Origin of the sequence: Paraburkholderia sp. GAS448 (assembly GCF_050435685.1) — a bacterium.
In the GTDB taxonomy this organism is placed as follows: domain Bacteria; phylum Pseudomonadota; class Gammaproteobacteria; order Burkholderiales; family Burkholderiaceae; genus Paraburkholderia.
In genome coordinates this window covers 23,934-50,852 of the sequence record NZ_JBNDKT010000030.1, presented here as the reverse complement: position 1 = coordinate 50,852, position 26,919 = coordinate 23,934, and the positions used below count along the sequence as shown (strand labels likewise).

27 protein-coding genes are annotated in these 26,919 nt (G+C 64.6%); 12 read left to right on the top strand and 15 right to left on the bottom strand.

Translation table 11 applies throughout. The annotated features are described in order from the left end of the window. Nucleotides 1-37: 37 nt before the first annotated feature. The 7 genes from P3T23_RS35795 to P3T23_RS35765 form a co-directional block, all read right to left on the bottom strand. Entirely contained in the window at nucleotides 38-928 is an 891-nt protein-coding gene (locus tag P3T23_RS35795; RefSeq protein ID WP_429320787.1) for a quinoprotein dehydrogenase-associated SoxYZ-like carrier, read from the bottom strand. 23 nt (nucleotides 929-951) lie between these two features. Continuing rightward, the gene (locus tag P3T23_RS35790; RefSeq protein ID WP_429320786.1) at nucleotides 952-1,887 is read right to left on the bottom strand and encodes a quinoprotein relay system zinc metallohydrolase 2; all 936 of its coding nucleotides are present in this window, start codon (nucleotides 1,885-1,887) and stop codon (nucleotides 952-954) included. 5 nt (nucleotides 1,888-1,892) lie between these two features. Continuing rightward, a complete protein-coding gene (locus P3T23_RS35785; RefSeq protein ID WP_429320785.1) occupies nucleotides 1,893-2,894 on the bottom strand; it encodes a LysR substrate-binding domain-containing protein in 1,002 nt (333 codons plus the stop codon). Between the two features lie 51 nt (nucleotides 2,895-2,945). Beyond that, entirely contained in the window at nucleotides 2,946-3,746 is an 801-nt protein-coding gene (locus P3T23_RS35780; RefSeq protein ID WP_429320784.1) for a hypothetical protein, read from the bottom strand. Further along, nucleotides 3,743-4,636, bottom strand: coding sequence for a substrate-binding domain-containing protein (locus P3T23_RS35775; protein ID WP_429320783.1), 894 nt, complete (start codon nucleotides 4,634-4,636; stop codon nucleotides 3,743-3,745). Before P3T23_RS35775 ends, P3T23_RS35780 begins: the two co-directional genes overlap by 4 nt. Before the next feature lie 86 nt (nucleotides 4,637-4,722). Further along, nucleotides 4,723-5,136: a c-type cytochrome gene (locus tag P3T23_RS35770; RefSeq protein WP_429320782.1), complete on the bottom strand. Its 414-nt coding sequence runs from the start codon at nucleotides 5,134-5,136 to the stop codon at nucleotides 4,723-4,725. 190 nt (nucleotides 5,137-5,326) lie between these two features. Then, nucleotides 5,327-7,144: a methanol/ethanol family PQQ-dependent dehydrogenase gene (locus tag P3T23_RS35765; RefSeq protein WP_429320781.1), complete on the bottom strand. Its 1,818-nt coding sequence runs from the start codon at nucleotides 7,142-7,144 to the stop codon at nucleotides 5,327-5,329. 481 nt (nucleotides 7,145-7,625) lie between these two features. On the opposite strand from P3T23_RS35765, the gene P3T23_RS35760 reads away from it, so the two are divergent. The 9 genes from P3T23_RS35760 (at nucleotide 7,626) to P3T23_RS35720 (ending at nucleotide 15,510) form a co-directional block, all read left to right on the top strand. Beyond that, nucleotides 7,626-8,012 (top strand): 4a-hydroxytetrahydrobiopterin dehydratase, encoded by a 387-nt coding sequence (locus tag P3T23_RS35760; protein ID WP_429320780.1) that lies wholly within the window; start codon nucleotides 7,626-7,628, stop codon nucleotides 8,010-8,012. Nucleotides 8,013-8,179: 167 nt separating this feature from the next. Beyond that, nucleotides 8,180-9,223, top strand: a complete 1,044-nt coding sequence (locus tag P3T23_RS35755; protein ID WP_429320779.1) for a beta-ribofuranosylaminobenzene 5'-phosphate synthase family protein — start codon at nucleotides 8,180-8,182, stop codon at nucleotides 9,221-9,223. Nucleotides 9,224-9,328: 105 nt separating this feature from the next. Then, entirely contained in the window at nucleotides 9,329-10,255 is a 927-nt protein-coding gene (locus P3T23_RS35750; protein ID WP_429320778.1) for an NAD(P)-dependent methylenetetrahydromethanopterin dehydrogenase, read from the top strand. A gap of 45 nt (nucleotides 10,256-10,300) precedes the next feature. Further along, a complete protein-coding gene (locus P3T23_RS35745; RefSeq protein ID WP_429320777.1) occupies nucleotides 10,301-11,512 on the top strand; it encodes an ATP-grasp domain-containing protein in 1,212 nt (403 codons plus the stop codon). Beyond that, complete coding sequence (mch, locus tag P3T23_RS35740; RefSeq protein WP_429320776.1) at nucleotides 11,487-12,509, top strand: methenyltetrahydromethanopterin cyclohydrolase; 1,023 nt, start codon at nucleotides 11,487-11,489, stop codon at nucleotides 12,507-12,509. The genes P3T23_RS35745 and mch overlap by 26 nt, the downstream gene beginning before the upstream one ends. Next, entirely contained in the window at nucleotides 12,506-13,507 is a 1,002-nt protein-coding gene (locus P3T23_RS35735) for an ATP-grasp domain-containing protein (RefSeq protein ID WP_429320775.1), read from the top strand. The genes mch and P3T23_RS35735 overlap by 4 nt, the downstream gene beginning before the upstream one ends. Then, the gene (locus P3T23_RS35730; protein ID WP_429320774.1) at nucleotides 13,494-14,396 is read left to right on the top strand and encodes a triphosphoribosyl-dephospho-CoA synthase; all 903 of its coding nucleotides are present in this window, start codon (nucleotides 13,494-13,496) and stop codon (nucleotides 14,394-14,396) included. The genes P3T23_RS35735 and P3T23_RS35730 overlap by 14 nt, the downstream gene beginning before the upstream one ends. Before the next feature lie 132 nt (nucleotides 14,397-14,528). Then, on the top strand, nucleotides 14,529-15,038 hold the full coding sequence (gene fae / locus P3T23_RS35725; RefSeq protein WP_429320773.1) for a formaldehyde-activating enzyme: 510 nt from the start codon (nucleotides 14,529-14,531) through the stop codon (nucleotides 15,036-15,038). A 58-nt stretch (nucleotides 15,039-15,096) separates the two neighbouring features. Further along, nucleotides 15,097-15,510: a hypothetical protein gene (locus P3T23_RS35720; protein WP_429320772.1), complete on the top strand. Its 414-nt coding sequence runs from the start codon at nucleotides 15,097-15,099 to the stop codon at nucleotides 15,508-15,510. 105 nt (nucleotides 15,511-15,615) lie between these two features. Here P3T23_RS35720 and P3T23_RS35715 read toward each other — a convergent pair whose 3' ends face one another. Beyond that, nucleotides 15,616-16,143 (bottom strand): dihydroneopterin aldolase, encoded by a 528-nt coding sequence (locus P3T23_RS35715; RefSeq protein WP_429320771.1) that lies wholly within the window; start codon nucleotides 16,141-16,143, stop codon nucleotides 15,616-15,618. Between the two features lie 372 nt (nucleotides 16,144-16,515). Between P3T23_RS35715 and P3T23_RS35710 the strand changes: the two genes are divergently transcribed. The 3 genes from P3T23_RS35710 to P3T23_RS35700 are packed head-to-tail and all read left to right on the top strand — an operon-like array spanning nucleotide 16,516 to nucleotide 20,563. Further along, complete coding sequence (locus P3T23_RS35710; protein WP_429320770.1) at nucleotides 16,516-18,576, top strand: sigma-54-dependent Fis family transcriptional regulator; 2,061 nt, start codon at nucleotides 16,516-16,518, stop codon at nucleotides 18,574-18,576. Continuing rightward, nucleotides 18,573-19,172 carry a flavoprotein gene (locus tag P3T23_RS35705; protein ID WP_429320769.1) on the top strand — a complete coding sequence of 200 codons (600 nt, stop codon included), beginning with the start codon at nucleotides 18,573-18,575 and terminating at the stop codon, nucleotides 19,170-19,172. Before P3T23_RS35710 ends, P3T23_RS35705 begins: the two co-directional genes overlap by 4 nt. Continuing rightward, nucleotides 19,151-20,563, top strand: coding sequence for a DUF6513 domain-containing protein (locus tag P3T23_RS35700; RefSeq protein WP_429320768.1), 1,413 nt, complete (start codon nucleotides 19,151-19,153; stop codon nucleotides 20,561-20,563). Before P3T23_RS35705 ends, P3T23_RS35700 begins: the two co-directional genes overlap by 22 nt. A 358-nt stretch (nucleotides 20,564-20,921) precedes the next feature. On the opposite strand, the gene P3T23_RS35695 is transcribed toward P3T23_RS35700, so the two are convergent. The 7 genes from P3T23_RS35695 to P3T23_RS35665 all read right to left on the bottom strand — a co-directional run bounded on the left by P3T23_RS35695 (nucleotide 20,922) and on the right by P3T23_RS35665 (nucleotide 26,912). Next, the gene (locus P3T23_RS35695) at nucleotides 20,922-21,473 is read right to left on the bottom strand and encodes a thioredoxin family protein (protein WP_429320767.1); all 552 of its coding nucleotides are present in this window, start codon (nucleotides 21,471-21,473) and stop codon (nucleotides 20,922-20,924) included. Nucleotides 21,474-21,510: 37 nt separating this feature from the next. Further along, entirely contained in the window at nucleotides 21,511-22,221 is a 711-nt protein-coding gene (gene rpe, locus P3T23_RS35690; RefSeq protein WP_429320766.1) for a ribulose-phosphate 3-epimerase, read from the bottom strand. 44 nt (nucleotides 22,222-22,265) lie between these two features. Next, nucleotides 22,266-23,303: a class II fructose-bisphosphate aldolase gene (gene fba, locus P3T23_RS35685; RefSeq protein ID WP_429320765.1), complete on the bottom strand. Its 1,038-nt coding sequence runs from the start codon at nucleotides 23,301-23,303 to the stop codon at nucleotides 22,266-22,268. Between the two features lie 50 nt (nucleotides 23,304-23,353). Then, complete coding sequence (locus tag P3T23_RS35680) at nucleotides 23,354-24,226, bottom strand: phosphoribulokinase (protein WP_429320764.1); 873 nt, start codon at nucleotides 24,224-24,226, stop codon at nucleotides 23,354-23,356. 100 nt (nucleotides 24,227-24,326) lie between these two features. Next, on the bottom strand, nucleotides 24,327-25,424 hold the full coding sequence (locus P3T23_RS35675; protein WP_429320763.1) for a class 1 fructose-bisphosphatase: 1,098 nt from the start codon (nucleotides 25,422-25,424) through the stop codon (nucleotides 24,327-24,329). A gap of 31 nt (nucleotides 25,425-25,455) precedes the next feature. Then, complete coding sequence (gene cbbX, locus P3T23_RS35670; protein WP_429320821.1) at nucleotides 25,456-26,406, bottom strand: CbbX protein; 951 nt, start codon at nucleotides 26,404-26,406, stop codon at nucleotides 25,456-25,458. A gap of 77 nt (nucleotides 26,407-26,483) precedes the next feature. Further along, a complete protein-coding gene (locus tag P3T23_RS35665) occupies nucleotides 26,484-26,912 on the bottom strand; it encodes a ribulose bisphosphate carboxylase small subunit (RefSeq protein WP_429320762.1) in 429 nt (142 codons plus the stop codon). Nucleotides 26,913-26,919: the final 7 nt, after the last annotated feature.

The following is a 26,919-nucleotide window of genomic DNA, read 5'->3' as shown; positions in this document are numbered from 1 at the left end:
GCCCTGCCCCTCGCTGCCGCTTTCCACCGTATTCGCATCAAGGCGTCGTCGACGAGGTTTGTTGTGCGCCAGGCTGCGAGCTGATCGCAACCTGAGCCTCGAACTGCCGGTTCTTCGTGTCCTCGATGTGCGCCTTCAGATCACCATTCGCGCGCGGCGTGAAGTAAAAGCGGAAATTCGGGTTCTCGCTGATCGAAAAATTGACGTTCGCGGTCATCACGGGTTTGTCCGCATACGTCACCTGCACCTTGCGTATGAAGTACGCCGACGAATACAGCCGCGTCACCTGGTTCATCGCCATGCCGGTGCGGTTCGGGTGCCGGACCATCAGCTGCACGAGTTGCGGCTTGCCGAACACCGTCCTGCCTTGCGGTTGCAGACGCACGAGGCCGGCATCCGCTTCGGCGGCAGCATCGTCCTTGCCGGCGGGCGCCGAACAGCCGCCCGATGCCTTCACGAAACGCACCGCGCTGTACAGGTGCCCGTCGTTGGTCTCCGCGATCACGCGCAGGAATGTGTAGTCCTCGACACGCACGCGCGTCTCGAGGCTCGCGAGGCCGGAGTCCGGCGTGAACTCGAACGAGCCGCCATACGGCTCAGGGTTTTCGTCGATGAACAGGTAGAGCTTCCTGATGTATCGCGATGGCGTCTGCGGAAACTGCGCGGCAATCGCAATCGGCACCACGGCTGCGTCAGCGGCACGCGCGGGCGCGTCGAGCTTGATCACGGCGTCGCCGTGCGTATCGACTGGCCGGCCCTTGAACATCCCTTCCCGGAAGTCCTGCCAGCGGGCATTTTTGTCCGGGTCATCGCCGGGCTGCGCCGCATGCGCAGGATGGATCGCAAACGTAGCCAGCAGGGCCAGTGTTCCGCCCGCCGCGAGCAAACCTCGCAATACCGCCCGCCTGGTCGCTCCTGTAGTAATCATGATGTCCCTCCGTCCTTCCCCCACTACTGGTCCCACTCGAGTTCAGCATACGCTGCAGTCACATTGCGCTGGTGATAGATATCGAAGAGGCGCCATTTCTTGCGCTCGTCGAGCCCGATCGTATCGACCGCCTGCTGCATCGTCTTCCCCGCCCTGATTGCTGCACGCACATCCCGCGCCAGCGCTGACAGATACGCTTCCTCGGCGTCGAGTGCGTCGCGCCAGGGCGTATCGATCGGCCCGTGGCCGGGCACCACCCGGCGTGGGTTCATCTGGCGAATCGTCGCGATATCGGCAAGCCAGCCAGTCACGCTGCCGTCGATGACGGGAATGCACTGCACAAACAGCAGATCCGCGAGCCACAGCGTGCCGCTACTCTCATCGTAGACCGTCAGGTCGTTGTTCGTATGCGCCGTCTTCCATGTCTGAAGCTTCAATACGCGCCCGCCCAGGTCCAGTGTCATGCTGCCGTTCACAGCAAGCGTCGGCGGAATGATTTCGCTGCCGTCCGCGAGCGCGCCCAGTTCGCGATGCAGGACGCGCATATAACTCTCGGCATGCGACGCTTCCGCTTCGGCGAGCGCAGCGCTGCCGACAATTTGCGGACGATCGCCCCTGAACGCCGCATTGCCGAGGATGTGATCCGGATGCATATGGGTGTTGATCACATAGCAGACCGGCAGCGGCGTCGCCGCGCGGATCGCGGCACGCAGCGAGCGTCCTTCGGCTGCCGTCCCGCCCGTATCGATCACGGCCACGCAGCGCCGCCCGACGATAAAACCGATATTGGCGATATCGCCGCCATTGGCGCGCGTCGCGACGTCGTCGTGTCCGCGATGCACATAAAGCCCCGGCACGATCTGCGTGACCTTCAGCGCGGTGACGGCATGTGCTGTCGCGGCAAACGCCACCAGCAGCCCCGCGGCCAGCAAGAGATGCCGCAGCGCACGCCGGGCCACGCAGGTCATCTCCTCGCGCCCGTATCGATTGCCCCCGTGCCGTCCTGCTTGAGGGCCGCGCGCTTCGAGGGCCGCAACGAAAAGCGCGAATATTCGCTCTCGAGGAACGGTTCGGCATGTTCGAGCAGGAAGCGTCGAAACGCGAGACAGGTCGGCGACAACTGCTTCGAACGCGAATGCACGAGTTGCCAGGTGCGTTCGATCGGTGTGCCGTTCACATCGAGCAGCGCAATCTCGCCGGTGCGCAACTCGAGCGCCAGCGTGTGCAGCGAAATCAGGCTCACCCCCATGCCGGCCATCACGGCCTGTTTGATCGTCTCGTTGCTGCCGAGCGTCACGGTGCGCGCCGGTACGAACAGATGCTGCCGGAACGTGTGTTCCACCACCGCGCGGGTGCCCGAGCCGGGTTCACGCAGCAGGAAGGTATCGCCCGCCAGCTCCTGCAGATCGAAGCGGCGGGCACCGCACAGCGGATGCGACAGCGGCGCGACGATCACGTGCGGATGCCAGGCGAGCGGCTCGGCCGTCGTGCCGAGTTCGGGCGGCGGACGGCCCATGATCGCGAGGTCGGTGGCGTTGTCCTGCAACAGACGCAGCAGCGTTTCCCGGTTGCCGACCGAGAAGCGCACGTCGACCTTCGGATACTGCTGCGAATACAGCGCGAGCAGTTTCGGCGCAAAGTAGGTGGCGGAGCTGACGATGCTCACGGCAATCGAACCGCTATCGGCCTGCGTGAGCGAGGTCATGGCGTCCTCGGCATCCTTGATCTCGCCGAGAATGCGGCTCGCGTGATGCGACAGCCGCTCGCCCGCTTCCGTCAGCGCGAGCTTGCGCGCGACACGCTCGAAGAGTGGCAGTCCGATCGCCTCTTCGAGTTGCCGGATCTGCATCGACACCGCCGGCTGTGTCAGATGCAGTTCTTCGGCCGCCCGCGCAAAGCTCGGATAGCGACTCGCGACCACGAAGATCTGCAACTGGCGCAATGTCAGCGAGCGGATGAAGTTCACGATGCGCGGCCACGTTGCGATAGGAAAGGCATAGGTGCGAGACGCGCCTTCTCAGCGGCTGGCGCGTGGCGCCTGCGGCGACTTGACGGGCGGCGGCCCTCCCGGCTTGCCGGGCGCGAGGCTGCGCAGCGCACCAGCGAAGGTCAACGTTTCAGTCTGCAACGGGTGTGCGAAATCGTTGCCCGCGCCCGGCACTTCGGTGCGGATCTGCATGACACGGCCCGGCACGGCGGCATCGGCGATGAGGAACGTATAGCGCTTGCCCGTGTACTGCGCGAAACGCGCGGCGTTGGGATCGTCGACGTAGGGCTGGATCACGATCTTCTGCGCCTTCACGGTCTTGCCGCCACTCTGTGCGACGACCGGCATAAGCGGCGGTCCCGCCGCGAGCGCGAGGCGCACGCGACGCTGAAAATAACGCCGTTGACCGCCCGTCAACTGCTCCATTTCAGCGATATCGTGCTCGAGAAAATAGAGAATGACCGGATTGCACGGCAACCCCTCGCCCGGCACCTCCACCTTGCCGGTGCGATCAGTAATCCGCGCATCACCCTTGCCGTTGCCCGGACTCAACACCAGCACGCGAACCGTGTCGGTCACCTTGACTGGCGGCCCGGAAAAGTCGACCGCGTAATCCAGCTCCGTTTGCGGTTCGACGCCATCCAGATGCGTCGTCATGAAAATGAGCCGCTCGGCCGGCGCGATCTCGTCACCCGCCGTGGAAGCGGCGACGCTCACGCCCACGCAACCCGGAACACCCGCGATGCCCGCGATGCCTGTGAGACAGAGTGTGCCAAGCGCCGCCGCGATGCGCACGCCGCGCCTCGCGTCGAGCCGCAACCCTCGCTTCATTGCGATGCGGCCGTCGCGCCGGCAACCGGCAGGATCGGCACCTGATAGCTCGTGAGGATTTTGTCGATCTTGTCCTGGTTGGAGCCGATCCACTGGTCGACCTTGTCCTTCCAGGCCTTCTCACCGTAGCGGGTGCCCATCGAAATCTCGTAATCGAAGCGGATGCCCGGGGTCGGCGGAAACGGCACGAGCCTCACGCTGTCGCCGGCACGCTTTGCGAAGTAACCCGCGATCGGCCCCCACAGGAACACGACATCGACATTGCCCGCTGCCAGATCGTGTTCGATCATCTCGCCGGGAAAGGCCGCCGGGTCGCCGCTTTGCGCCTGGTACGAGACAGCCTGCTCGATCAGGTTATGGCCGAGCAGCCAGTCGACGGCAGGTGTCTGCGAGAAGATGCCGAAGCGCAGCTTGTGCAGCGTTTCAGGTGGAAGCTTCAGCAGATCGTCGGGCGTCTTGATGTTCGCCAACTCGGGCCGCTTCGTGAAGACCATCGCATAGGTTGAATGCAGCCAGGGCCGTGTGGTCGCGGTCAGGTCATAGCCCTTCGGCACGCCGATGATCAGGTCGCACTTGAAGTTCCCGGTATCGGGCACCTTGTCGCGCAGCGTGCGCCGGACGAAACCCATGCGCTGCGGGAAAAACGTGTATTCCAGCTTGTAGCCGAAATCGCTCGCCATCTGGCTCGCGATACGGTTTTCGTAGCCTTCACCCTTGCTGTTCGACAAGGGCATGTTGTTCGGGTCGGCGCAGACACGCAGCACGCCGTCGGCGCCGTCGTTGTTGGGCAACGCCGGATCGGCGTAAGCGAAGTGGGCCGCGAAAGCGGCGCAGCATAGCGCGGCGAGCGCGCGGACGAATCTGGCGAGACTTGCATTGCGATCAGACATCGATACCTCCGAAACAACAGGGCGCGGGCGCTGGATGCAATGAGCGGCGAAGATCACCAATACGGACGAAGGCTCAGGCCCGAACGTCATTTCGCATCGATGGCCTGCAGGTCGCCGGGGTTGATCTTGCCATCGGAGCGTCCCTTCAGATACGCATACAGGTTTTCCCAGTTCTTCTGCATCATCGTGCTCGAGCTGAAATCGGGCATGCCCTTGTCCACGCGTCCGCCGAACACCGTGCGGTGAAACTCGTTCTTGTCGAGCGTCTTGAACGCATCGACGAGCGACGGGCCGACGAGCCCCTCCTGCTTCGCTCCGTGGCACCGTTCGCAGGCAAGCGCGCGCCACGTTCTCCAGCCCTGCAGCGTGTTGTTGTCGACCTTGTTGCCATCGACGACCTGGTAGGCTACCGGCTTCATCTGCCCGGCACTGGTCTGGGCATACGCTGCGGGCAGCGCACACAGTGCAATCGCGAGTGGCAAAAGTGATCGGCCTTTCATGCATTCGTCTCCATCGGGTTATGGGTTGCGCACGCTGCGCTCAAGCGTGGCTTTGAGCGCAGCGTCATGCGAAACGAAACAACGTTCAAACACTGCAAGGCCGAAGACGCCGCCCGCCGCCCCGCGACTGGAGCGTCAAGCGTGACGGTCGTCTTCAGCACCTGTTGCCGGCTGCCTGCCGTCCGGCAATTCAGCCCTTCTCACCGGGAATGGCGAACACGAACAACGTGCCGCCAAGCGCGGTGTACTTCGCCAGTTCACGATAGCCACCGACCGCGCCAAGGCCTTCCGTCGGCTTCTCGAGACCCGCCGCCATGCCGATGCCAGCCCAGCCGCCGATGCCGGAATAAACACCGACGTACTGCTTGCCCTGGTACACATACGTGAACACGTTGCCGATGATCCCGGACGGCGTCTTGAACCTCCACAGTTCCTTGCCATCCCTGATACGGACCGCCTTGATGTAGCCTTCAAGCGTGCCGTAGAACGCGATGCCGCCTGCGGTGGCAAGCGCGCCGGACCACACCGAGAACTTCTCCGGCTTCGACCAGGCGATCTTGCCCTTCGACGCATCCCACGCGATGAAATTACCCATCGCGCCGTTTTCGTTCGGGCCCGGATACATCGACAGCGTCGCGCCCACGAACGGCTGACCGGATACGTATTCCACCTCGAACGGCTCGTAATCCATGCAGACGTGATTGGTCGGCACGAGGAACAGTTTCGAGGCCGGATCGAAGGCCGCCGGCTGCTGGTCTTTCGAACCGAGCGCGGCCGGGCAGATGCCCTTCACGTTGTGATCAGGACCGGCTTTCTGCGTGGAATAGCTTGCGTTGCGGACCGGCAGCCCGGTCTTCACATCGACGCTGTCCGCCCAGTTCACCGCCGGGTCGTACTTGCTCGCGACGAGCAGTTGACCGGTTTCGCGATTCAGCGTGTAGCCGAAGCCGTTGCGGTCGAAGTGCACGATTGCCGGGACCGTCTTGCCGTTGATGGGCAGGTCGGAGAGGATCATTTCGTTGACCCCGTCGTAGTCCCATTCGTCGTGCGGGGTCATCTGATACACCCACTTCGCCTTGCCGGTATTCAGGTCGCGCGCGAAGATCGACATCGACCACTTGTTGTCACCGGGGCGTTGTGTCGGGTTCCATGTACCCGGATTGCCGGTGCCGTAGTAGATAAGGTTCAGCTTGGGATCCCACGCGTACCAGCCCCAGGTCGTCCCGCCGCCCAGTTTCCACTGATCGCCCTTCCAGCTTTTCAGCGACGAATCCGCGCCGACCGGCACCATCTTGCCGTCCGACCAAGTCATCGTATTGTCAGGATCGAGCAGCATCTCGTTGTCCGGTCCCGTGCTGTAGGCCTTCCAGACCTCCTTGCCGGTCTTGATGTCGTACGCGATGAGCCGGCCGCGCACGCCGAATTCGCCACCGGAGATCCCGGTCAACACCTTGTCGCCGAACACGTGCGGCGCGTTGGTATTGGTCTCGCCGGCCTTTGGATTGCCGTTCTGGGCAGTCCAGACGACTTCGCCGGTTTGGGCATTCAGCGCGACGAGTTTCGTATCCGCCTGTTGCAGGAAGATCTTGCCGTCACCGTAGGCGAGACCCCGGTTGACCGTGTCGCAGCACATCACGGAAATGACCTGCGCGTCCTGCTTGGGTTCGTATTGCCACTTGAACGTCTGGTCCTTCAGATTGATGGCAATGACCTTGTTAGGAAACGGAGAGTGAATAAACATCGTGTCGCCGATGACGAGCGGTGAGCCTTCGTGACCGCGCAATACGCCAGTCGACATGGTCCAGGCGACCTGCAGCTTGCCGACGTTGTTTTCATTGATCTGCTTGAGCGGGCTATAGCGGTGATTCGCGTAATCGCCCGCCTGAGCTGCCCAGTTCGATGGGTTCTTGATCAGCGTGTCGAGTTGTGAATCGGCCTGAGCAACAAAGGAATTCAGGGCCGTCGCCGCGACCACCGCCAGTCCGAGAACCAGGGTGCGTAAGTTCATGTCTCCTCCAGATTGGATGAAGCTGTCCGACTCGGGAATGACCGCGCTACCGTCTCGCACCGGACGCGCCTGTCCGATGCGGGTAACGACCATGCTTCGCCTGATTCATTGCCAAGCTCATGCGTGCAAAGAGCGTTTGCATATTCCATGCCGGAATGTGCCGTGCCGGGCGCAGGTGTCGGCCACGCCTCGCAAAATAAAGACTGGATTGTCCGGATCGGAGACACGATCATTCGGATTACGACACATACTGTGTCAAATACGATACCGCGCCCGCGGCGGATTGCTCACCCGCATACGGCGTAGCCGCCCTGCCATGTCGCGACGCAACACAACACAACAGGAAATACGTGGAGCCTCGCGCCGTGGCCCGTCAAGGACGCGTTTGCGCGAAGCCGCGTCACCGCGGGCGTGACGACACTGGTGCAGTGCCTGCGCCAGCCTTACCTTACGTTTAACCCGACGATGTGGAGGCCCTGCCATGACTCAACCCGAAAAGGTCTATTCCGACGAGGAGATCCAGCAGCGCCTGACCGGTCCGCTACAGCACTGGTATCTGGAAGAGGGGTGGCTGCGCCGCAAATACAGGACCGAAAGCTGGAAGGGCACGCTGATGGTGGTCAACACCGTGGGCCATCTGGCGGAAGCGGCCTGGCACCATCCGGACCTGACTGTCTCGTATGCATTCGTCGTCGTGAAGCTGAAAACGCATTCGGCTAAAGGCATCACCGACAAGGACTTCGCACTCGCGACGAAGATCGAGGAGGTCATCCAGTGGCAGCCTGGCCGCGAAGGCGGTCCGCTGGAAGGCACGCCCGCCGACGACCAGCGCTTCCGCTATATCAAGTACGACGCGCCGAAAACCTGAACCGGACTGCGCAATCGCGCGCATGTTCCGCTGTGATCACGTTACAGGCATCTGGTATGGCTCTTGCCTTGGACAGCTTGCCGGCGCACGCGGGACGCGCGCTGGCGCAGCCTCGCCAGGACCGTGCAGCGTCACGGCCGTGAACCAGCGAACGAGGAACGCTCGCGATGCAGATCCCTTCCGGTAGCTTCGCGCCGCTGTCGGCCGTGACGGTCGAAGCGCCCGCACGCCTGCATCTGGGCTTTCTCGATCCGAACGGCTCGCTCGGGCGTCCCTTCGGCAGCGTGGGCCTTACCATCGACGAACGCGGCACGCGGATCACCATGCGAATCGCGGAACAGACGCGCGTCGAGGGCACGCGGACCGACGCGGAACGCGCGCGCATCGAACGCTATCTCGAACAGTTGCAGGCGGCCTGGGGCGGCCCGCCCATAGAGCTCGAACTGCTGCGCGCACCGCGCGCCCACAGCGGGCTAGGCTCGGGCACTCAACTCGCGCTCGCTGTCGGCGCCGCTTTTGCGAGCCTCGCCGGGCGGTCTGCGTCGGGAGCGGAAATTGCACAACTGCTCGGCCGCGGCAAGCGCTCCGGCATTGGCATGCTCGGCTTCGATTACGGCGGCCTGCTGGTCGACGGCGGCCCCGGCCATGTCGTGGACGCAGGCGGCACGCTGCGCTCAAGCGTGCCGCCGCTCCTGTGCCGCCACCCGTTCCCTGATGCGTGGCGCATTCTGCTGGTCGACGACACGACCCGCGAAGGGCTGCACGGCGACGACGAGCGGCGCGGCCTGGCTTCGCTGGCGCCGTTCCCGCAGGCGTTGGCAGCCCATCTCTGTCATCTCGTGCTGATGCGTATCCTGCCGGGCGTCGCGCAAAGCGATTTCGACGCCTTCGCCGACGGCATCACCGAAATGCAGCAGACCATCGGCGAATACTTTGCGCCCGTGCAAGGCGGCGTCTTCACGAGCCCGGCTGTCGCGGCCGCGCTCGAAGCGGTGGCCAGCCGGCAGACGGCCGGCATCGGGCAGACGTCCTGGGGACCGACCGGGTTCGCCTTCGTGCCGGGTGCGGCGGATGCCGCCCGCGCGCTCGCAACCGCGCAGGAAGCGACGCGGGGCAAGCCCGGCATCGTGTGTTCGATCGTCACCGGCCGCAATCGTGGCGCCACGCCGCGCGCCGTCGAGTTGCAGAAATTCGGGGTGGACGCCGGATGAAACGCAGCGAGCGCCCTTGCCGCACGGCACGCGGACCGCATCCCGCGAAGCACGTTCCGTCTTGCCGGATGCCAACCTGAAACGAGCCTATACGAGCCTATTGCCATGCCCGAAGCCACCGAAAGGCCTTATATCCTGCACATGCTCACGGCCACGCCGCAGATGAGCCCGTTCGACGTCAACATGGCCGCCGACGCCGGCTATCAGATCGTCGTGCCGTATTGCAACGTCGGCCGGGACAGCGTCGTCCAGCTGACCCAGGACGCGATCTTCTCGCGTGGACCGAAGGGCGTATCGCGCACCGGCATTTTCATCGGCGGGCGCGACGTGATGCTCGCCGCCGACATGCTCGACCTCGCCCGCCAGGCGATGGTGCCGCCCTTCGAGGTCTCCGTCTTCGCGGACCCGAGCGGCTCGTACACGACGGCCGCGGCGCTGGTCGCACTGGTCGAATCCCACCTGAAGAAGGAACACCACGCGGAACTGGGCGGCAAGCGCGTGCTGATTCTCGGCGGCACGGGCGCGGTGGGCCGCGTGGCGGCGGCGATGGCGGCATCGCTGGGCGCCGAGGTGATCATCGCGAGCCATAGCGATCGCGCCCGCGCGACGCAGGTCAGCGACGAGATCAATCGCCGTTTCGACATCGCGACGACGGGCGTGGCCACTGGCACGCCCGATGAACTGCTCGCGGCGCTGACGCACGCGGAGATCGTCTTCGCGACCGCGGCGGCCGGCGTGCAGGTGATGAGCGCCACCGATCTCGCGCACGCGAAGCACCTGCTGATCGCCGCCGACGTCAACGCTGTGCCGCCCGAAGGGATCGCGGGTGTCAACGTGATGGACGACGGCAAACCGCTGGCGGCCGCGAAGCGATCCGATGCCATCGGCATCGGCGCACTCGCGATCGGCAACGTCAAGTATCAGGTCGAGCATCGGCTGTTCGTGCGAATGCGCACGGGCGGCAAGCCGGTCTATCTCGGCTTCCTCGAAGCCTTCGACGAAGCGCGCGAAATCACTTCCGGCCATGCCTGAGGCCGCTCCGCTCGCGCCCCCGCTGCCATGTCGCTGAGTCCGGCCATGAAACCCGCGTACCCCGCGTTTTCGCGTGCGCCGTTCGTCGCGGTCGTCGGACTGTCGGCGCGGATGCTCGCGCAGTCTGCCGCGCGGGCGAGTCTGAACGTGGTCGCGATGGATATTTTCGGCGACCGCGATACGCGGCAGCACGCCGGGCTATGGTTCGACATCGGCCGCGGGGACGGCCTCGCTGTCGATCTCGAGCGCCTGATCGACGCGCTTGAACGCACCGCACGCGTGCCGCACATGCTGGGCTTCATCGTCGGCAGCGGACTCGAGCCGCTCGCGCAGGCGCTGTCCGAAGCGCCCCATCTGCCGCGCTTCATCGGCAACAGCGCCGGGGCCACGGCGGCCGTGCGCGACCCACGGCGCTTTTTCACGCTGCTCGATGAACTCGACATCGCGCATCCCGAGGTGTCGTTTATCCGCCCCGCTCAGCCGGACGGCTGGCTCGTCAAGCGCGCGGACGGCTGCGGTGGAACGCATATCGAACTGGCCACCCTGCAGTCTCCCTGGCCGTCGTCCGCGCAGACATATTTTCAACGCATCGGCGCAGGGCGGCCGATGTCTGCGCTCTTCGTCGGCGCCCGTTTGCAGGCATCCGTGATCGGCCTCGCGGAACAGCTCACGTCGACGATGGGCAACCTGCCTTTTGTGCACACGGGCTCGATCGGCCCTGTCGATCTATCCGCTGAGGTGGTCGCGAAGTTAAGTGCGGCGATTCGCGCGATCGTCGCGCGCACGGGGTTGACGGGGATCAACAGCATCGATTTCCTGCTCGACGGCGATGACATTCGGGTACTGGAGATCAATGCGCGTCCTTCGTCCACGATGGCGCTTTACGAAGCAGTCTGGCCCGACGTGTGGCCGCGTGGACTGCTCGCCTGCCACATCGATGCCTGTCTGCATGGCCGGCTGCCGCGTGAAGGCCCGCCACGCGCCGCGCTTCGCGCCGGCCAGCGCGTCCTGTTCGCCCCGCACGCGTTCACCGTATCGCCCGCATTCAGCGATGCCTGCCTTGCAGACCCCGTCTGCCGCGACGTGCCGCAACCCGGCACGCGCATCGAGGCGGGACAGCCGGTGTGCACGCTGGTCGTTATCGCGCGCGCCATCGACGCCGTCCGCGACGCGCTGGAACTGCAGCACGCGCGCCTTTTGCAATGCCTTGACACCTGCCACCAGCGCTGCCATGACGTCATCACCCTCCCCGGCTGACACCTCCGATATCGCGCAAGCGCCGCTCCTCAGCGTGAACGCGCTCAGCGAACGGCTCGTCACGCAACTCGTTGACGAAGCCGCGAGCCTGCGCATCGCCATCTCCCGCACTGAAGCCGGAACCGTGATTGCCGATGCAGGCGTGGACGCGCCCGGCAGCCTCGACGCCGGCGTGCTGATCGCGCGCATCTGCATGGGCGGTCTGGGCCGCGTCAGCACGCGCATGAGCGCGGAAAACACGCCTCTTTGGCCCGTCATGATCGACGTCCAGACATCGTGGCCGGTGCTTGCCTGCCTCGGCAGCCAGTACGCGGGCTGGAGCCTGTCGGCGACAAAGGAACAGACCGGCGGCAAGAAGTTTTTCTCGCTGGGTTCGGGCCCGGCGCGCGCGCTCGCTGGCAAGGAGGATCTGTTCACCGAACTCGGCTACCGCGACCGCCACGATCATGGCGCGCTGGTGCTGGAAGTCGACCGCCTGCCGCCGCAGGTCATCGTCGACAAGGTCGTGAACGATTGCGGGCTCGCGCCCGAACGGCTCACGCTGATTGTCACGCCGACACATTCTGTCGCGGGGACGGTGCAGGTCGTGGCACGGGTCGTCGAGGTTGCACTGCACAAGACGCATGTGCTTGGCGTGGATCTGGCGGAGGTTGTCGAAGGAAGCGGCTGCGCTCCCCTGCCACCGCCCGCGCCCGACGGCATCGCCGCGATGGGACGCACCAACGACGCCATCCTGTACGGCGGCCGCGTCCATCTGACGGTGCAACACGATGCCGTCGCACGACGCCTCGCGGCTGAACTGCCGTCGTCGAATGCGCGCGATTACGGCCGGCCGTTCGCCGATATCTTCACCGCCTTCAACTACGACTTCTACCAGATCGACCCGGCGCTCTTCGCGCCCGCCGAAGTGTGGATCAGCAGCCTCGAAAGCGGTGCGACGTATCACGGCGGGAAAGTCGATGCGGCGCTCCTGCAAGCCCAATGGGGTGCGCCATGATCGGGACGCCGCCCGCCGCCGGCCTGCGCATCGCGATCATGACCGACGAAACCGGCTGGCATACGTCGCGCCTGAGAAAAGCCTTCCGCGCGCGGGACGTCGAGGCGCGCTGCGTCGATCTCGCCGATTGCCGCATCGACACCACCTGGGCGCCGTACGGCCTCGCCCTGCCCGGTTTCGGCCATACACTGCCCGACGCGGCATTCGTGCGCGGCATCGCCGGCGGCACGTTCGAGCAGGTCACGCTGCGGCTCGGCATCCTGCACGCGCTGCGCGAATGTGGCGTGCCGGTGTACAACGACGCGCGCGCGATCGAGCGCAGTGTCGACAAATCGATGACCAGCTTTCTGCTCAACCTTCACGGTATCGCGACGCCCGCGACATGGGCCGGCGAATCGACTGCGTTTGCCCAGCGCGTACTGATGCGCGAGGCGGCGGCTGGCCGCCAGGTCGTCCTCAAACCGCTGTTCGGATCACAGGGCAAAGGCTTGCGGCGGCTCGGCACACGTGGCAGCACAGGTACTGCAGGCGGTACGCTGATGCCGCTGCCGTCGCTGCGCACCTACCAGCAGGTCGCGTATCTGCAACGCTATGTCGATGGCGGGCGCGCCGGTTTCGACTGGCGTGTGCTCGTGATCGGAGGACGCGCGGTGGCCGCGATGCGGCGCGTCGGCGGCAAGGGCTGGATTCACAATTTCGCGCAGGGCGCGGCCTGCCAGCCCGCGACGCTGGACGACCCGCTCGCCGCTAGCGCTGTGCGTGCGACCCGCGCGCTGGGTCTCGATTACGCCGGGGTCGACCTGATTCCCGATCCCGACGACGCCACCCGCCCGCTGGTGCTCGAAGTCAACGGCGTTGCCGCGTGGCGCGGACTGCAATCGGTGACCCAACTCGATATCGCCGCGGCGCTGGTCGATGACCTGCTGGACCGCAAGCTCGCGGCGGCCTGCGCGCCGGCGGTCGCGCTGCCCCTGGCAGGTGGCCATGCAGGCAGCTGATAATCCGCTCCTCGCCGACGCGCGCGAGGCCTTCCTGCATGCCTGCCGCCTCGACGTCGAAGCGGCAAAACCGGGCAACGTCAGCGTCCATAGCGCGGGACACGGCATGACGTCCGCGCAGTTCATCGAAAGTGCCGAGGCGGCGGCAGGCGCGCTCTTCGTACAGGGTGCGCCCGCGGGCGCGCGCATTCTCGACGCGGTGACGCGCACCCGCGAGGCCGTTGGCTGCAATACCAATCTCGGCATCGTGCTGCTCGCCGGGCCGCTCGCCGCAGCGCTCGACGAACCTGGCTGCGCTGCCACGGCCGCCACGTGGCATGCGGCCACCGAACGCGTCCTCGCCCGCCTCGATCTCGACGACGCCCGCGCCGCCTATCGCGCCATTGCGCTCGCGAATCCTGGCGGCCTCTCCGATGCGCCCGAGCAAAGCGTCCACGCAGCGCCCACCGTCGACCTGCGCGCCGCGATGACGCTGGCCGCTTTCCGCGACAGCATTGCGCGCCAGTACGCGAACGGCTTTAGCGATGTGTTCGACACAGGCCTCGCTGCCGTGCGCGGGTGGCCATCCCGTACGCCCGATGCCATCGTGACGCTCGATGTGTTTCTGACGTTTCTCGGCCGCTGGCCCGATTCGCACATTGTGCGCAAGCACGGTGAGACGGTGGCGCAAAGTGTCACGCGCGAAGCGCGCCTCTGGCATGAAGAATGGCGCAGAGCGCTCGCCCGTCCCGCGGAAGTCCCCGACGCGCTGCGTCTGTCCGCATGGGACACCGGGCTAAAGGCACGCGGCATCAATCCTGGCACGAGCGCAGATCTCACGGTCGCGACCCTGTTCGTTGCGAACCTGCTGGAACGAACTCAAACGGGTCGGCCGGCGACGCGCATCTGACTCTGGCACGGAACATGTTAGGAACACCAGGGTTAGGCAGTCCGCTCATTCGTTTCTTGCGCGGCCGTCCTCACGGCGTCGCGAGTTGACCGCAGTCCGATACATCGAATATCCATTCACTGGAGGAACAGCATGGCCAAGATCAACCGCGTCATGGTAGGAGAGTCGCTGGTCGGCGACGGCAACGAGGTCGCCCACATCGACCTGATCATCGGTCCGCGCGGCTCCGCTGCCGAGACAGCCTTCTGCCACGCGCTGACCAACAACAAGGACGGCTTTACATCGCTGCTGGCCGTCGTTGCGCCGAACCTGCTCACCAAGCCCAATACCATCCTGTTCAACAAGGTGACGATCAAGGGCGCCAAGCAGGCCGTGCAGATGTTCGGCCCTGCGCAGCACGCCGTAGCACTGGCGGTAGCGGACAGTGTCGAAGACGGGACGATCCCGAAAGACGAGGCCGACGACCTGTTCGTCTGCGTCGGCGTCTTCATTCACTGGCAGGCCGATGACGACAAGAAGATCCAGGAGTTCAACTACAAGGCCACGCGCGAAGCGATCCAGCGCGCGGTAGCGGGCGAGCCGAATGCGGCGGAAGTGGTGGCGAAGAAGGCCACGGCCGCGCATCCGTTTGCGCCCAACTGAGGCGGCTTCACGCACGCCTCGTCCCAATCGACTATCGCAGCCCAATGGAGGCACTGGCATGACTCCAGGATGTCGCGCGTTGCTGGTATTCGCCTGCCTTGCGCTGGCTGCACCGCTGGCGGTGGCGGAAGATGCCCCCGCGGGTGGCAACCCGGCGCAAGGTCACGACTATCCGACGCAGGGGCGCGTCGAATACGTGCTCAGCTGCATGGACGACAACGGGCACGACTTCGTCAACGTCTACAAATGCTCATGCGTCATCGACCGGATTGCGCAGGTGCTGCCTTACGACGATTTCGTCGAACAGTCGACGTTTGCGAAATACGCCACGCTCGGCGGTGAGGGCGGCGCCGAGTTCCGGGTCGATCGCGCGAAGGCACAGACGAAGAAGTTCCTTACCTTGCAGGCCGAAGCGTACCGTGTCTGCGGCGTCGCCAAACAGGCTGCAACTGCCGCGCCTGCGGTGAAGTGACCGGCGGGCGTTAGCGCCGGATGACAACGACAGGAACGGCGCGATCCGTCGCGCCGTTGCCGTTCCTTGTTTGCCATTTGCCGCCTGTGTGAAACCCGCCGGATCTCAGTTCGGAATCAGCCCTTCCCCAAGCGAAGCACACGTCGCATAGACAGCACGGGTTTCATCGCGGCGCCGCTCGATGAGCACGCCCACTGATTCGACGTCATCGAATTTGGCGGGCTTGGCAAGCGAAACGCGCACCCAGTGCGCACCGAAATCCGCGATCAGCAGTTGCGCCACCTTTTCTGCAAGCGCCTCGAGCAATTGGGTGCCGTGCGATGCAAGCAGCCCATGCAAGGCTTCGCGCACTGCAGCATAGTTGATCGTATCTTCGATGCGATCGGTCGCGCAGGCTCGAATCGCGGGCACGCCGATTGCGAGACTCATGCGCACCGGTTGAGGCGCGTGCAATTCGCCATGATCGATGCCGATCACGGTCTGCCCCGTGAATCCTTCGATATACACAATATCCATCGGCGCACGGCTCGCCTGCCCGGCGGAAGAATCGAATACAGCGTGCTGCATTGCCGCATCGGAAGCGGCGGAAACCGCGGAAAAGCCGTTGTGGTGAATCGCATCGAAACGGTCCATGGGGTCCTCCGCCGCGTGGCGGCCAGGCTGGCAGATTGAACAGGGGCGTCTTCCCATGCACATAGTGTCCCGAATTCGCAACACGTGGGCATTTTCATTCGTCCCGCGAAGGTTGTGGCACAGCAAAGCAAAATCCGGGCTCAAATGCTCCATTCATTCGACTATTGATTGAATACCAGCGCCATCGGTTGTAGAGTTTTGGGAGAGTCTGTGCCCGACCCGAAGTCCGTTCCAGATCAAGGGGCGGCCCGATTGCAGCGCATGCGTGCTCCTATAAAACGCAGCGCCCGAGGGGGAACAAACACATATATGCGCCGCAACCGTTCACGAAACGTCGTACACGGATAACGGACGCAACGGAGACAACGCTCCATGCCGTCGCTTGCTGACATCAATACACATGTCCGGGAAGTGCTCAGTACCGTCAACCACCAGTTGGCCACCCGCCCCACCAGCGATTCCGTGGCCCAGTCGTGGGCGCGATGCCTGAACGAGTTCAGTCTCGATCCGGCCCGCTTCGTGACACCGCCGATACTTACGCAGCAGGAACTCGCGGCACGCCGCGAAGCGGCCAGCGATCTGATCGCCTGCTCGAAGCTCGAAATGACCACGCTGTATCAACAGCTCGCCGACCCTGAACTCGCGGTCGTGCTGGTCGACGCGGAAGGCGTGATCGTGCACCAGGTTTCCTCGGTGCCGTTCGGCGAGGCGATTGGCGCGGACGGGCTGCGCGTGGGCGCGCTCTGGAGCGAGCGTGAAGCAGGCACGAACGGCATGGGCACCTGTCTCGTCGAACGTGACTGCCTGGCCGTCTACCAGCACGAGCATTTCTATTCGCGCTATACGTCGCTGACCTGCTCGGCGGCGCCGATCTTCGACGATCGCGGTGTCGTCGCCGGCGTACTCGATGTCACGAGCCGCTCGAAGCTCCTGCAGCAGCATTCGCTCGTGCTCGTCGGCATGTCGCGGCAGATGATCGAAAACCGCCTGATCGATGCGCGCTACCGCCACGCGAACATGATCCACTTCCATAGCCGCCCTGAATTCGTGAGCACGCTGCATGCAGGCAAGCTCGCGGTCAGCGACAGCGGCGTGGTGCTGGCCGCCAGCCGCAGCGCGCTGTTCCAGCTCGACTTCCGCTCGCATACCGAACTGGTGGGCAAGCGCATCGAAGAAGCCTTCAATTCGTCGCTCGAAGACATGATCGCGCGCAGCATACGCGGCTCGTTCCATCCGGTGACGGTCTACAGCGCGAACGCGAACAACCGCTTTTTCCTCGTTGCGCAAACGCCGCGCGACGCCGCGACGAGCGCCACGCGCATCCTGATGACCGACCCCACCGTGCGCGATATCTCGCCTGTGGCGCGCAACAGAACCGTCAAACAGCGCGATACGCGCGAGCAGACCAGCCGCCTCGACAAGCTGTCGCATCTGGAATTCGGCGATCCGGGCATGGCCTCGCAGATCCAGCTCGCCGCACGCGTGATCCAGCGCAAGATTCCGATCATCCTCAAAGGGCAAACCGGCACCGGCAAGGAAGTCTTCGCGACTGCGCTGCACAGCATCAGCCCGAACTGCGCCGGTGCGTTCGTCGCGGTCAACTGCGCGTCGCTGCCGGAGAACCTGATCGAAAGCGAACTGTTCGGCTACCGCGCCGGGGCGTTCACCGGTGCGCAGCGTGAAGGCCGGCGCGGCAAGATCGTGCAGGCCAACGGCGGCACGCTGTTTCTGGACGAGATCGGCGATATGCCGATGGCGCTGCAGGCGCGTCTGTTGCGCGTGCTGGAAGAACACGAGGTGACGCCGCTCGGCACGGAAAACACCATCAAGGTCGATTTCCAGCTGATCAGCGCGAGCCACCGCAATCTGATGGAACTCGTGCAGACAGGCCAGTTCCGTGAAGACCTGTATTACCGGCTCAACGGCATCGAGTTGAACCTGCCCGCGCTGCGTGACCGGGTCGACGCGCTCGCGTTGATGCAGCATATCCTCGAAAGCGAATCGGACGATCCGCCCACACTGAGCGCCGAGGCCCAGCACGCGCTTTTGAGCTATGCGTGGCCGGGCAACATCCGTCAGCTGCGTCACGTACTGCAGATGGCAATCGCCCTGTGCGACGGCGCGGAGATTCGCTGCTCGCATCTGCCCGCCGAGATCGTGCATGGCACGGGTGTGTCCACGGCTACCCGCCCATCGGGCATATCCTGCATGGTTCAGCCCGCGCATCTCGCGGACGACGCCGACACCTCGGCCCTCAACGCGATCCAGCTGAAGGAGCGCGAGACCGTGCTGGCGCTTCTCGACGAGCATCGCTGGAACGTCAGCAACGTCGCCAAGGGCCTGGGCATCAGCCGCAACACGCTATACCGGAAGATGCACCGACTGCACATCCGGCTGTCGCACGACGGATCGGACTCATCGCCCGAGGCATGAGCACCCCCACGCCCGCCCGGCGGCTCGGCGAGTTCAAGCCCGACGCGCGGTTCGCGTGGTGCGTGACCGGCTCGGGCCACATGCTCGAGGAATCGATCGACATGGCGCGGCAACTGCCGGGCGTGGACCTGTTTCTGTCCGCGGCAGGCGAGGAAGTGCTGCCGCTCTATGGCTGGACCGTGCCGAAACTACGTGAACATTTCCGGGTGATGCGCGACAACAGTGCGAGCAGCGTGCCGGTCGGCATGCTGTACACCGGCGAATACCACACCGTCGTGATCGCCCCCGCGACGAGCAACACGGTCGCGAAGTGCGCATACGGGATCTCCGACACGCTGCCGACGAACCTGTACGCGCAGGCCGGCAAGCAATGCATACCGGGCATCGTTTTCGCATGCGACACGGCACCGAGCGTGATTACGCAAAGTCCGCACGAATGGGTCGAGGTGCGTCCCCGCACGATCGAACTCGACAACGTCGAGCGGCTCACGCGTATCGAACACACGACGGTAGCGCGTTCGCTCGACGAACTGAGAGCGGCACTCGACCAACGGCTGGCAGACCTCAAGCTCGCATGGACCACATCGTCTTCCTGACCGGCAGACTGGCCGAAAAAAGCCTGAAGCAGGTGCTGGAAGGCATCGCCCCCAGCGAGGGAAGTTCCTCGGGGGTCGTGCCTCCCTTCACGTGGGAGGTCCGCGAAATCGGGCTGCAGGTCGCAGGTCTGATGACCGCCGAGCTGGTGCGCCGGCGCGTACCGCTGCCGCTCAATGCGGCCAGAATGATCGTCCCCGGCCGCTGCCGCGGCGATCTCGACGCGTTGAGTGAGCACTATGGCGTACCTGTCGAACGCGGGCCCGAAGAGGTCAAGGATCTGCCGCAGTTCTTCGGCCGCGAGGCGCAGCACTTCGATCTGTCGCGCTATGAGACGGACATCTTCGCGGAAATCGTCGATGCGCCGCGGCTCGATCTCGACGGCATCGCGGCGCGCGCACGGCTTTATGCCGATCAGGGCGCGGATGTGATCGACATCGGCTGTCTGCCGGAAACGCCGTTTCCGCATCTCGAAGACGCGGTGAAGCTGCTCAAGGCGCAGGGCTATCGGGTGAGCGTCGACTCGATGCAGACGGCTGAACTCGTGCGCGGCGGCCGCGCAGGCGCCGACTACCTGATGAGCCTGAACGTCGATACGCTGTGGATCGCGGATGAGGTTCCGTCGACGCCGATCCTCGTCGCGCGCGAGCCGCGCGATCCGGCCTCGCTGGATGCCGCCATCGACGCAATGACGCAACGCGGTCGCGCCTTTCTCGCCGATCCGATTCTCGATCCGATTCCATTTGGGCTGGCCGCGTCGATCGCGCGCTATGTCGCGTTGCGCGAGCGCTATCCGGAGATCGGCATCATGATGGGGATCGGCAACGTGACGGAGCTGACTGAGGCCGATACGAGCGGAATCAACGCGCTGCTGCTTGGCATGGCGGCCGAGTTGCGGGTCAGTGCGGTACTGACTACGTCGGTCAGTCTGCATGCGCGGCGTGCCGTGCGCGAAGCCGACCTCGCAAGGCGTGTGATGCATGCGGCTCGCGAGGCACAGGTGTTGCCGAAAGGCATTTCGGGCGACCTCTCCGCGCTGCATGCGAAGCGGCCTTTTCCGTACGACGCCCGCGAAATCGAAGAACTTGCCGGGGCGGTGCGCGATCCGAATTTCCGCGTGCAGGTCGCAGCGGACGGTATCCACGTGTACAACCGCGATGGACATCAGACCGCGCTGGACCCGTTTGCGCTGTATCCGGGGCTGAAGCTGGAAAACGACGGCGGACACGCGTTCTATATGGGCGTTCAGCTTGCCCGCGCCGAAATCGCGTGGCAGCTCGGCAAGCGCTTCGATCAGGATCAGCCGCTGGACTGGGGCTGCGAGGTGGACCGGCCCGAGCAGGATCTCAGCGCATGGCAGGCACCGGGCACGACGGTAAAGAAGAAGCGCTGAATCTCCTTTCGCGCATCACGCCTTGATCGCCCAGGGTCTGTTCACGCTAATAGCGGGCTTGCGAACGTGCCCTAGGGCCTGTTCACGCTAATAACGGGCTTGCGAACGTGCCTTTCCGCCCGCAGTGCAAGGAGGAAGGAGCGCCGTTTGGCCGAGCCAAACAAGCGACGCCCGACGCCGCAATGCGGGCGGAAAGGCACGTTCCCCTGATTAAAAAATCCTTCGCGGGGCTGGCCGCCAGAAGGGCCGATCGCCGCGTCATGCTCCTCGCGAATACATCGAGTATTCGCTTCGTCGCAATCCTTGCGCTCGGCCCTTCTGGCGGCCAGCGCAAGCCCGTTATTAGCGTGAACAGGCCCTAGCCCATCTTCCACTTGATCGAACAGCCAAAAGCCGGACACTGCGGCTCCGGCGCCACTCCCGCCCGCGCAATCTCCCGCATCGCATCGAAGAGTTCGCGCGGCGCATCTTCAAGCGGCTCCTTGCGCGAGGCATCGACCCGCCCCCGATAGCGCAACCGCAGACCGGCATCGAAGCCGAAACACTCCGGCGTGCACACCGCGCCGTAGGCACGGGCCACCTGCTGCGTTTCGTCGTACAGGTAAGGAAACGGCAAACTCAAATCGGCAGCGAGCCATGCCATCCGCTCGAACGAATCGTCCGGATACGTGGCGGCGTCGTTGGAACTGATGCCGACCACGCCGACACCCAGCTTCGCCAGTTCGCGCGCATCGCGCACGAGATGCGGCAATGCGCCCTGTACATACGGGCAGTGGTTGCACATGAACACCACCACGAGACCGTGCTCGCCTCGCACATCGTCCAGCGTCAAGGTCCGTCCGTCGGTGGCAGGCAGCGAGAACGCGGGCGCGGCGACGCCCAGTTCACCCGTGGGAGATTCCGTAGCCATGCTTCGCTCCTGAAATCGACGGCCGAAGGTTGCCGTCTCAATCCGCGAGCATACGCTCCGGCACGCGATCGTTCACGGAGGCCAGTTCGGCGCGCATCGCGCCGATCGCCGCGGCATAGTCGTCGGCGCCGAACACGGCCGAACCCGCGACGAACACATCGGCGCCCGCCCACGCAATCTCCGCGATGTTCGACTGCCTGACCCCGCCGTCGACTTCGATCAGGAGCGGCCGCCCGGTGCGCTCAATGACGGTATCGACCCGTGCGCGCAAGGCGGCAAGCTTTTGCAGCGTGCCAGGAATGAACGCCTGGCCGCCAAAGCCCGGATTCACCGACATCACCAGCACCACATCGAGCATTTCCAGCACATGATCGAGCACCGCGAGCGGCGTGGCCGGATTCAGGGCGAGCCCCGCCCGTGCACCCGATGCCTTGATCAGCGCGATCGTGCGGTGCACATGCTGCGACGCTTCCGGATGAAAGCTGATCACGTCGGCGCCCGCTTCGGCGAACGCCGTGACGAGCGCATCCACCGGGCTCACCATCAGGTGCACATCGAGGGGCGCCTCCGTGTGCGGCCGCAATGCCGCACAGACGAGGGGGCCGACCGTCAGGTTCGGCACGTAATGGTTGTCCATCACGTCGAAATGCACCCAGTCGGCGCCGGCCGCCACCACCGCAGCGGTTTCGTCGCCGAGCCGCGCGAAGTCGGCCGAAAGCAGCGAAGGCGCAATCAGAAAGTCCCGCATCGTGTTCTCCTTCCCGGCAGAAGCCGGGCGTCCTCAATCCGGTCTCAGTGATAACGGCGCGCCATCGCGTCGAGCGACAGCGGCTTGATCGTATCGGCCTGGCCGGCACAGCCGAACGCCTCGAAGCGCTCGATGCACAGATCGCGCGCCGCCGCCGTGGCCGCCTTCAACGCATGGCGTGGATCGAATTCCGTGCGCGAGGACGCCAGCGCGCGCCGCATTGCACCGGTCATCGCGAGGCGGATGTCGGTGTCGATGTTGACCTTGCGCACGCCGTTGGCGATGCCACGCTGGATCTCCTCCACCGGCACACCCCAGGTGGCGGGAATCTCGCCGCCGTACTCGCGGATCGTCGCGAGCCATTCCTGCGGCACCGACGACGAGCCGTGCATCACCAGATGCGTCTCAGGCAGCCGGCGATGTATCTCGACGATCCGGTCGATGGCGAGGATGTCGCCGGTCGGCTGGCGGCTGAACTTGTACGCGCCGTGCGACGTGCCGATGGCGATCGCGAGCGCATCGACGCCGGTCGCTTCGACAAACGCATGGGCCTGCTCGGGATCGGTCAGCAGATCCTCGCGCGACAGTTTGCCTGCGGCGCCGACGCCGTCCTCTTCGCCCGCATGGCCGGTTTCGAGCGAGCCGAGGCAGCCAAGCTCCCCTTCCACCGACACGCCGACCGCATGCGCCGCCTCGACCACGCGGCGGCTCACGTCGACGTTGTATTCGTAGGCCGCGGGCGTTTTCTGGTCGGGCAGCAGCGAACCGTCCATCATCACCGACGTAAACCCGGAGCGGATCGCCTGCTGGCACACCGACGGGCTCGCCCCATGATCCTGATGCAGCACGACCGGCAGATCGGGATGCGCCTCAAGTGCCGCAAGCACGAGATGGCGCAGGTACGGCTCGCCCGCATATTTGCGCGCGCCCGCCGAAGCCTGCAGGATCACCGGGCTACGGGTCGACTCGGCGGCCTGCATGATCGCCTGGATCTGCTCCATGTTGTTGACGTTGAACGCGGGCACGCCATAGCCATGCTCCGCCGCGTGGTCCAGCAACTGACGCAATGCGATGAAAGCCATCGTTCGCTCCTTCGATTGATTCCTGGGTGATGCTTAGGGCCTGTTCACCGTCACGCCCGCGCGCGGCGGTCGATCAGTTGCAGGATCATCGGCGTGAAGATGAGCTGCATCGCGAGACCCATCTTCCCGCCCGGCACGACGATCACATTCGGCCGCGACATGAACGAGTCGTGCAGCATCGTCAGCAGGTAGGGAAAATCGATGCCCTTCGGCCGCGCAAAGCGGATCACGACGAAGCTCTCGTCCGGCTGCGGAATTTCGCGAGCGGTGAACGGATTCGACGTATCCACGGTCGGCACGCGCTGGAAATTCACGTGCGTGCGCGAGAACTGCGGGCAGATGTAGTTCACGTAATCCGGCATGCGCCGCAGGATCGTGTCGACGACCGCCTCATGCGAATAGCCGCGCATCGTCTGGTCGCGATGCAGCTTCTGGATCCATTCGAGATTGATGATCGGCACCACACCGATCAGCAGGTCCGCGTGCTTCGCGATATCGACCTTGTCGGTCACCGCTGCGCCGTGCAGGCCTTCGTAGAACATCAGGTCGGTGCCGGAGGCGATATCCAGCCAGGGGGTGAACGTGCCCGGGTCCTGTTTGTATGCGGCCGCCTCGGCGTCATCGTGAACGTAGCGGCGAAACTTGCCCGCACCCGCTTCGCCATAGCTCGCGAACAAAGACTCCAGTTCCTGAAGCAGGTTCGCTTCCGGGCCGAAGTGGCTGAAATTGAGCACGCCGTCGCGCTCGCTCTGCCTGAGCGCCTCGCGCATGCCCATGCGGTCGTAACGATGGAAGGCATCACCTTCGACGATCTGCGCGTTGATGCGCTCGCGCCGGAAGATGTGGGTGAAGCTTTTCATGACGGTCGTCGTGCCGGCGCCGCTCGAGCCGGTCACCGCGATGATCGGATGTTTGACTGACATGGGGCTGTCTCCCTGATCCTCTTGTTCACGCGTGCGTAGTGCGTGCGTAATGCGTACGCAGTGCCCGCGTCGCCTCTGTCCGCGATGCTTCACGCGCCCGTCAGGCCGGCGCTTCCGGCAGGAACAGCGAGCGTTCGTTGAAGAGCGGCGATGTATACGGCTTGTCCGCGCCACGGTCATACTCGCTGTGATAGCGGCCGATGCGCGCCACCTCGTTCTTCGACCCGAGAATGACTGGCACTCGCTGATGCAGCGCGCGCGGCACCACATCGAGAATCCGTTCGCGTCCGGTGATCGCGAGGCCGCCCGCCTGCTCGACCAGAAAGCTCATCGGGCTCGCTTCGTAGAGGAGCCGCAGGCGCCCTTCCATCGCCGGGGTTTTGAAATCGCGCGGGTACATGAAGACGCCGCCGCGCATCAGGATGCGATGCACTTCCGCCACCATCGACGCGATCCAGCGCATGTTGAAGTCGCTCGTGCGGCAACCGCTGCGGCCGTCCTTGCATTCCTGCACATAGCGTCGCACGGGCGGCTCCCAGAAGCGTTCGTTCGACGCGTTGATCGCGAACTCGCAACTGTCCTCGGGAATGCGGATATCGGAATGCGTCAGCACGAAGTTGCCCACGTCCCGCTCCAGCGTGAAGCCGTGCGTGCCGTTACCCACTGACAGGACGAGCATCGTCGACGGCCCGTAGATCGCGTAGCCGGCCGCCACCTGTTCGTGGCCGGGCCTGAGAAACGCTGCGTCGCTCACGCCGGCGTCGTGCGGTTCGCCCGTCACGCGCAGCACCGAAAAGATCGAACCGACAACGCCGTTGATGTCGATATTCGACGAGCCGTCGAGCGGATCGAACGCCAGCAGGTATTCACCGCGCGGCCAGGTGTCGGGAATCGCGTAGACCTCGTCCATTTCCTCCGACACCATGCCCGCGAGCAAGCCGTCCCACTCGCAGTGCTGCAGGAAGATGTCGTTGGTGGCGATGTCGAGCTTCTTCTGTTCCTCGCCGTGCGAGTTGACGGTTTCCGCCGAGCCGTAGTTGCCGCCGAGCGCCCCCTTCGTGAGCGCTGCCGAGATCGTCTTGATCGACGCGGCGACATCGATAAGCAAGGCCGACAGCCCGCTTGCCGCGACCGGAGAAGACTTGCGGTCAAGCGTGTCGATGAGGAACTTCGAAAGCGTGGTTCGTCCGTCCTGCATGGCGATCTCCTCAAAACGGTCAATTCAGCAATCAAGCCGGCCCGGGCGGCGGGGTGTCGCCGAACACACGGCTCGCGCGGATATCGGTGGCGGACAGCAGGGTCAGCGTCGCGGCATCGGCGGCGCCAGCGCCTCCCATCGCGTCGGCGAACAGGCGGTTTGCCTGGCGCAGGCGGGCGCGGTCGAGCGCGTTGCGCACCGAGCGCGCATTCGCGAAGTTCGGCTGACGGATACGGCGGTCGAGATAATCGGCGAATGCCTGGCGCGACTCAGCGTCGAGGCGGTAATGCATCGTCGCCAGCATGCGTTCGGCGATCGTCAGCAACTCGACGGCGTCGAAGTCGGGAAACGTGATGTGGTGCGCGATCCGCGAACGAAAGCCCGGGTTGCTCTGAAAGAAGGTTTCCATGCGCGATTCGTAGCCCGCCAGAATCACGACGAGATCGCCGCGCTGGTTCTCCATCGTCTGCAGCAGGATTTCAATGGCTTCCTGACCGTAGTCGCGCTCGTTCTCGGGGCGATACAGGTAGTACGCCTCGTCGATGAAGAGCACGCCGCCCATGGCCCGCTTGAGCACGTCGCGCGTCTTCGGCGCCGTGTGGCCGATGTACTGGCCGACAAGGTCGTCGCGCGTCACCGAAACCAGATGATTGCGGCGGATATAGCCAAGCCTGTGCAGCACCTCCGCCATGCGCAGCGCGACGGTCGTCTTGCCGGTGCCGGGATTGCCGGAAAAACACATATGCAGCGTCGGCGCGCCGCTCACGATGCCGAGCGTCTCGCGCGCCCGCTCGACGAGCAGATGAGCGGCAATCTCGCGGATGCGCGTTTTCACGGGCGCGAGGCCAACCAGATCGCGGTCGAGCTCGGCCAGCACATCGCCGATGCCCGACTCGCGGAAGAGGCCGACAAGATCGACACGCGACCCGTTGGGCGCGCGCGCTCCTTCCTCTCTTTCCGGCACTTCCGCCCGCTCGTGCATCGGCAGGTCGAGTGAAGCATCGACGGACATCGTTATCTCCCTGGATGTTCATCCAAACCGTTTGTTCGAATCCCGATTCAACTACGGGTCGCATAGCGCTCGCCCGCTGGCCGGTCACTGGCATAGCTCTTCATGCTGTAACGCTGCACGCGCCCCTCTGCCTCCTGCCGTTCGAGCCGGAAGCCCGGTTCGACAGCAGGCCGGTTGACGATGAACGAGAGCCGCATCGTCTCGAAGCCACGCACGGAATCGAATGCATTGACCTTGATGTAGTGTTCCGGATACGACCTGCGGCATGCATTGACCTCCTGCAGTACGCCCGCAGCGTCGTGCAGGTCGAACATCGGCAGGCCCCACATCTCCCAGTACGTATTGCGCGGATGCGGGTCGTCCGTGAACTCGACCGAGCATGCCCAGCCCTGGCGCAAGGCGTAGGCGATCTGCAGGCCGATTTCCTCGTCGGTCAGTTCCGGCAAAAACGAAAACGTGCCCTGGGTGATTCGCATGGCAGAC